This is a genomic window from Kosakonia quasisacchari, from assembly GCF_004331415.1.
In the GTDB taxonomy this organism is placed as follows: domain Bacteria; phylum Pseudomonadota; class Gammaproteobacteria; order Enterobacterales; family Enterobacteriaceae; genus Kosakonia; species Kosakonia quasisacchari.
This window is the reverse complement of sequence record NZ_SJOP01000046.1, coordinates 1-6681: the sequence shown is the minus strand read 5'-3', so window position 1 is coordinate 6681 and position 6681 is coordinate 1. Positions and strand designations below refer to the sequence as shown.

Annotated in this window: 6 protein-coding genes and 1 pseudogene; 3 read left to right on the top strand and 4 right to left on the bottom strand. The window is 44.5% G+C overall.

Annotated elements, in window-relative coordinates; translation table 11 throughout:
• Positions 1 to 883: NACHT domain-containing protein (locus E0L21_RS24385; protein ID WP_131413805.1), on the bottom strand; the 883-nt coding region annotated here is incomplete at its 3' end.
• 300 nt (positions 884 to 1183) lie between these two features.
• On the opposite strand from E0L21_RS24385, the gene E0L21_RS24380 reads away from it, so the two are divergent.
• The gene (locus E0L21_RS24380; protein ID WP_131413804.1) at positions 1184 to 2176 is read left to right on the top strand and encodes a tyrosine-type recombinase/integrase; all 993 of its coding nucleotides are present in this window, start codon (positions 1184 to 1186) and stop codon (positions 2174 to 2176) included.
• Between the two features lie 28 nt (positions 2177 to 2204).
• Here the strand turns inward: E0L21_RS24380 and E0L21_RS24375 are convergent, their stop codons facing one another.
• Positions 2205 to 2504 (bottom strand): hypothetical protein, encoded by a 300-nt coding sequence (locus E0L21_RS24375; protein ID WP_131413803.1) that lies wholly within the window; start codon positions 2502 to 2504, stop codon positions 2205 to 2207.
• A gap of 971 nt (positions 2505 to 3475) precedes the next feature.
• Between E0L21_RS24375 and E0L21_RS24370 the strand changes: the two genes are divergently transcribed.
• Complete coding sequence (locus E0L21_RS24370; RefSeq protein ID WP_407928695.1) at positions 3476 to 5437, top strand: methyl-accepting chemotaxis protein; 1962 nt, start codon at positions 3476 to 3478, stop codon at positions 5435 to 5437.
• Between the two features lie 66 nt (positions 5438 to 5503).
• Positions 5504 to 5643: pseudogene (locus tag E0L21_RS25315) on the top strand (ArsB/NhaD family transporter); the annotation flags it as partial.
• Between the two features lie 136 nt (positions 5644 to 5779).
• Here the strand turns inward: E0L21_RS25315 and E0L21_RS24360 are convergent.
• Together E0L21_RS24360 and E0L21_RS24355 are read right to left on the bottom strand one after the other, a co-directional pair.
• Positions 5780 to 6010 (bottom strand): hypothetical protein, encoded by a 231-nt coding sequence (locus E0L21_RS24360; protein ID WP_131413801.1) that lies wholly within the window; start codon positions 6008 to 6010, stop codon positions 5780 to 5782.
• A gap of 301 nt (positions 6011 to 6311) precedes the next feature.
• Complete coding sequence (locus E0L21_RS24355) at positions 6312 to 6596, bottom strand: hypothetical protein (RefSeq protein WP_131413800.1); 285 nt, start codon at positions 6594 to 6596, stop codon at positions 6312 to 6314.
• Positions 6597 to 6681 lie beyond the last annotated feature (85 nt).

The following is a 6681-nucleotide window of genomic DNA, read 5'->3' as shown; positions in this document are numbered from 1 at the left end:
TTCCCAGTCCAAAGCTCGTCACAATAAAAATATCCACTAGTATCGGGGTGACAATGGAGTCATATAAGAACTCCTTATCTGTTAATATTTTTTTTAACTGATTTCTCACATCACTATTGGTTATATTTTTGTCAATTATGTTTAACACGTCTTGTTTTTTTAGATAAGCAACATTATACGTTACGTATCCTGGGAATTTACAAAACTCTGTATCCGGTCTTGTGGAACAAACAACACTAGTATTCCATTGTAAATCACATTCTTCAAGCAAGATAAGCACGTTTTTTCTTTGAGAATCAGTAACTTCATCAAAGCCATCGAAATACATACGTATTGATGCATTTTTTATGAAGTCTGAAACCTCTTGTTTAGTGCATTTTATTCCATTATTAATAAAATGTTTCTCAATGATTTCAGGTAAAGAAATTTCTCTTGAAAAATCTATATTTCTTAGGCTTATAAAGAAAGGGAAATATTGTCTTTTATTCATATCCTCCAGAAACATTTTCTTTAAGGTCATTGTCTTACCTTGACCTGCTACGCCAACCAAACAAACGCGCATTTCGTTTTCTAACGTTTCATGATCTTCAATTTTTATATTTTTATATTTATAACTTGAAACTTGCAACGGGTAATAGATTTGATCTAAAAATACGTCTTTGTCACCACTAGTAATAGTCCGAAAGGTAAATACAGATCTGACTAAGTTTTCAACATATCGCTGATTAATTTTTTCATTCGTCAATTGTTTAAATATATTAGAGGAAGACAGTTGATTCCCTACTTTACGAACTGCGTTTTCTAAAAAGGTTTCCCCTGCCTTTTTCATTAATCCACTTAGAAAAGATACAGTCAATGTAGAAACTGCGGTTGCTGTTATCATTACATTCCCCCTATGAGTTTAATCCTATAAACATTTTGATTTTTTTATTCCTTAAAATGATAGTAGTGGTCACTCAAATGCTTGTCTACAAATAGAACATACAAAAACAAGGGTTGTACAATAATCTCGTTACCAGTCCATTATTCAAAACATTATCTACTATCTAAAATGTACCTTTGAAAAAGTAGAGAAAATGAGATACGCTTGAGTAGACCATTCGGCCACAGATTTTGCACAGCACGCCGGTGTATTTCGCCCGGTATTGCTGCCCGGTTATGACAAAAACGATGCAGGTTCACAATGCCCCCATTAACTGATACCGAAAGCAATCAGCCTTCCCGGCATCCGGTGAATGCGCCCGGCGAAGCCACATCGCCTGTTCTTTATAGTGACACTGTCACGAAAGTTAATCCCGCGCAGGCGTACCTGCTATCGCTGAATTCAGTCCGCAGCCGGCAAACCATGACCTCCTTCCTCAATATCGTTGCGCGCATTCTCGGTGCCAGCGATCTGACTGACTGCAACTGGGCAGAACTGCGCCGTCATCATGTACTTGCACTGATAGAGTTACTGCGAGATACGGGACTGGCAGTAGCCACGGTCAACACCTACCTTTCGGCACTGCGTGGCGTGGCGATGGAAGCCTGGATGCTGAAACTGATGAATGTTGATGATTATCAGCACATCCGTGCTGTACGTTCCGTCCGAGGTAGCACGCTGCCGCGCGGTCGGGCATTGTCACGTGAGGAGATACGAAGATTGTTCGCTATGTGTGAAGCCGACCGCAGTAGCAAAGGCGTCAGGGATGCGGCACTGCTGGCGGTGATCCTTGGCTGCGGCCTGCGCCGATCAGAGGCGGTGGCGCTGAGCTATGAAGATATTCTCCCCGGTGAGCGCGCATTAAAAGTGCTTGGCAAAGGTAACAAGGAAAGGCAGGCCTATGTCCCGGCCGGAGCATGGCAACGACTGATGTTGTGGACCGATCAGATTCGTGGCGAGCATCCCGGGCCCCTGTTCACCCGTATCCGCCGGCATGACTTTCTGACAGAAGAACGCCTGACCGACCAGGCGGTGTACCATATCCTGCAGGTGCGTCAGCAAGAGGCCGATCTCGACAAGTGCGCGCCCCATGACCTCAGAAGAACTTTCGCAACGGCTCTGCTCGATAATGGTGAGGACTTAATTACGGTCAAGGATGCAATGGGACATGCCAGCGTCACCACCACGCAGAAGTATGACCGGCGCGGTGAAGATAAACTGCGCAAGGCCAGGGATAAAATTGATTTTGATTAAAAAATTCAACCCTAAGGGCTTGTGGGTATCAAACATTTTGCGCTGAAATCTGCCATTTGCTTTCCTTGCTCTCACGCCAGGCATGCCATCCAGGCGGCAATCCAGCAAGATCTACAATAGAGGGATCAAGGTCAACGATATTCTTCAAGCTGACCAACATAGCATCATCCTGCGTAACAGGTTCAGGCTGATCCGTATGAAATTGCCAGCCTCCATCATCAAGATCATGTGAAACGTAGGCAATCCAATCACCTTTAAGGATAATTGCCTTGTTCACAATTACGGCTAAATTTGGCGGATCATTAAATTGCCATTTCGCAGCTGTCATTCCCGATACCTCATTTGTTTGATTTTTCTCTATTCTGTTCGCGAGACAGAACCTGCGCGTTACTATAACTGTTCGTACCTGGTGAGGCATCCGGATCTCTTATCTGACTTGGCATTCATATTTGAAGGGATCAAAAGCCCGGAAATCTCAAAAGTGCATGGAACTAAAACAGGTCTATGTACATTACCACCACGCAGAAGTGTGACGGGCGCGGGGAAGATAAACTCCGCAGGGCAAGAGATAAATTTAACTTCGCGGAATAATCCTCGCTTTGGAGTGTGAGAGCCTTTTACAAGGAAGGTCTTGTTTTCAAACTGGTTTTGTCCGTCCGGTGGCGGAGTGCCATTAGCATTTTCCCCACGTCGGAGGAGTTCAAGAGCGCCTGCTTCGCCAAACTTTCTTAGCAGTCTGTGTATTTCTTTTTACTGTTGAGCTGCTTTTTGCGTTGAGCTGCTTTTCACACACTTTCATTATATTGGATGGGGCTGATTTGATATCTGCAAGGTCCGTTCTGTTGATATGAAACGCAACCTTCTATTTCTGAATGGCGCAGGATTTCAGGGGCGGGTGTTCAAAGTAAACAGTTATCTTAAGGTACAACTCAGGAACAGTCAGGTCTTGAAATATATAGGCTTGATTTCATGGATAGTTACACCCCATATTTTGAGACGTATCACATAATTGGTATATATTTTTTACTGGATGATATATCGATAGTCTGCTACGCGTCGTAATATACTGATTATTTTGACTATTTTAATAATTTACGAGCATTTCTGACGATAAAAATAATTAAACATTTAGCCCGCAAAGGCGATAAGAAATAAGTAATCAAAGCAATTTTCAAAATTGTATCTGGCGCTTCGCTTGATGTATGTAATGAAAGCAAAATGTATAGCCTCATAAATTCGTCATAACTTTAGATTCCGTAAAAAATTTAGTTTTTCAAAAATGGTGAGGATATGTCATCTATGTCGATAAAAAGCTTGTTAGCCGCAGCATTGCGCCGGAGTCGTTCCCGGCCAGCGAATGGCATTTATGATTGCCGGAACATGCCCAAGACGTTATCGGCAGCAGGCTTAAGTAATAAATCCCGCGGGATCCTGATGACATTTGTTCCACCTAATGCCGATTATTTAAACGTCAGTCGGGCGTGGCAGCAATTATCCTCTCCCGACTTAACCGTAATCACCCTTTCTTCCAGTGGTGCGTTGAGTAGCAGCGGCCGCGAAACGACTTATTGTGACGGCGCGGGGCAACAGGGCAGCTGGCTGTTCCTGCCCGAATCGCTGGTTGTACAGCACGAAGTACATATCGTTGATTTACATGTGAAAGATATGCATACCGCTCCGGATCGAATCAAAGCGATTCAGCTGGAGCTCGAAAGGTTGCAGGTGCGTATGCCGCTCTCCTCAGAGAAAACTTTCGCTATGGTTTACTGTGACGGGCTTTCTGCATCAGAAGGCTTTTTGATGCAGGCCTGGTATAACTGCGGTCGTTTCCCCTGCCTTGCTATTGGTGGTTCGGCAGGAGGAAAACTCGCTTTCGATGGTACATGGATAAGCGTGGGCGGTGAGGTGATGCAGGGAAAAGCAGTGATTATCTTTTGCACCATGTCGAGAGGGAAATCATTCGCTCCTTTCAAAAGCCAGAATTTTAAACCGTGCAATAAAAGCTGGTTGATTGCTCAGGCGGATCCGGTTGCCCGTACCGTCACGTCCGTGTTTAACGAACAGGGTCAGCAGGTTCATTTCACGAGCGCACTGGCGGAACATTTACGCTGTAATGAGCAACAATTAACCGACAAACTTAAAGGGCTCACCTTCGGCGTAAAAGTAGGAGATGAATACTTCATTCGCTCTGTCGCGACCATTGACAGTAACGGTGTGCACTTTTTTTGCGACCTTGAATTTGGTGATCGCCTGCATTTGCTCGAAGAAACTGATTTTAAACAGGCGACACAACAGGACTGGAATCATTTTATTACGGGGCTTGGTAAACCTGCGGCCGTCCTGATGAACGACTGTATTCTTCGTCGTCTGGGCAGTGAGTCCCATCTGCATAACGCACACTTTTTTAAAGGCTTACCTGCTGCAGGATTTTCCAGCTTTGGGGAAATTCTTGGGGTGCCAATTAACCAGACGTTATCCGCATTGGTTTTTTTCAACCATGATGTGAAAGCAATGACGAATTTCCCGGTGGAATATGCCAGCTATGCGGGACACTATGCCCAGCGCGCGCTTCGTCGCTGGGAAGCGCTGAATGATTTCCAGAGTGGCGTAATTTCTCGCGTGGTTGCTTATCAACAGAAACTGGGTCCGCTAATGAGGGCATTACCGATGCTCGAAGCGGCGACCCAGACGCAGAATGAAACACTGGGGATGGCAGAAAACAGTATTCGCTCTATCAGCGATATTGCTATCCAAAGCCAGCAGGCACAGAACCGTTTAGTTGAAGGGTTGGACGATCTGGAGAAAATATCTGCAGGTATTAATGAAATTACCAGTGGTATCAGTAACATTGCATTCCAGACTAACTTGCTAGCGCTCAATGCCGCTGTAGAAGCAGCGCGGGCTGGTGATGCCGGGCGTGGTTTTGCCGTTGTTGCAAGCGAGGTGCGGCGGTTGGCACGTTCCTCGAAAGAACAGGCGGATGCCACCGCCGCAAACATTAATCAGGCGGTTACCACGATTTCTCGCATCCGTAACGTGGCGAATAATACCGTGGAAACGGCCAGCAACATGGCACAGCACTCTATTTCGGCAGCTGATACGATTGCGACCATGAGCAGTAAAACCAATGATGAGCGGGAAAGTATCGCTACACATCTAAGCAGCCTGCATGCCCTGACCGCAGGTATGGATGCCATGCAAGAAGCGGTTGCGCAACTGACAGTATTGCAGAAGCTCTCCACCCGACACGACCATCACTGAAGGTCAAGTTCTGCTGATAAATCAGCAGAACTTCTCTAATAGATTCATGCTGTTACAGCAAAATTTAATACCTGGAACGTGTCACGCGGTGCGCCCTGGCTGATCAGAATCTTCTCGCTGAGCATGTACCTGGTGGTCTACGGCAGGGTAACCAGGGACTCGCGGAGCACCTGCCCGGTTTGCTGAGTCTGCTGGCAGACAAAGGCCACGTCAGGAACTGACTTCTTATATGGCAAAGATATCATGGCAAAGATATTCGACTCTTCTGCGAATCGTTATTTTTATACTGCAACACCTTCGTTCAGGAGATATTCATTATGGTATATGAGCCTCAGAATTTTATCATTCACTTAAAGGTTCGAGACTAAGAAGATGTTTTTTCGCTTTATCAAGCAAGAGCAAGAAGTCATCATATTTAAACTCAAGAATTCTATTATCATTAGGGTAAATAATTATATTTAAAGATTGTTTATCTTCAGATAATGAAATTTCGCCCCACTGAACTCGATTGAATAATAATTCAGCATAAAGATCATCTCTATCCACTGAGCTGCCTACACTATACTCAAGCATATCTAATCCTCTCGGGTTCGTCGGCGGTTCGTGGCATCCTATAACCTTGAATCGCCACAGATAATCCAGATATCTACAACCTATTGATAACGTAGATTTTTATATTCTTCCGGTAACATCTTGTCTTATTGAACAGGCTATGCCACCAACGCGGAGTATATCGATAGGCGCACTCAAAATGACTGAGCTCCACTTATGGTTATTTGGTCCAAAGTGAAGGTTTCTAACCGACAGAAAGTGTTAAATGTTATCAAAATTATTAATCCAGTATCAAAACCAGCCCAGCTAGCCATTTTTGCCTTCAAAAGGGATGTTTTTCCGATAAAAATCTCATGATTGCAGCGATGTTTTTTAGGTTATAGCTAACCAGGCTACCCGTTGCATGAGCAAGCCTCAACGTTTCGTAATCATCTTGCAGTTGACCAAGGTCCAGCTGATTTGGGTCCTGGTAAGGGTCGTAAAGGGCCTCTGATGGAATGTTCCAGTAATAATCGGCATCCAGTGGAACACTATCAATACCCCGATTTTTCATTTCGGTGAATATCTCCGTGACGACTTTTTCAAGCAAAGTGAGATCGATTTGCATATTTAGCCCTTACCATTTCGGATTTCATTTATGTTCTTCTGAAACGTCTTTATTTCACTTTCAAGGTGGCGAATTCTTCCTTCTA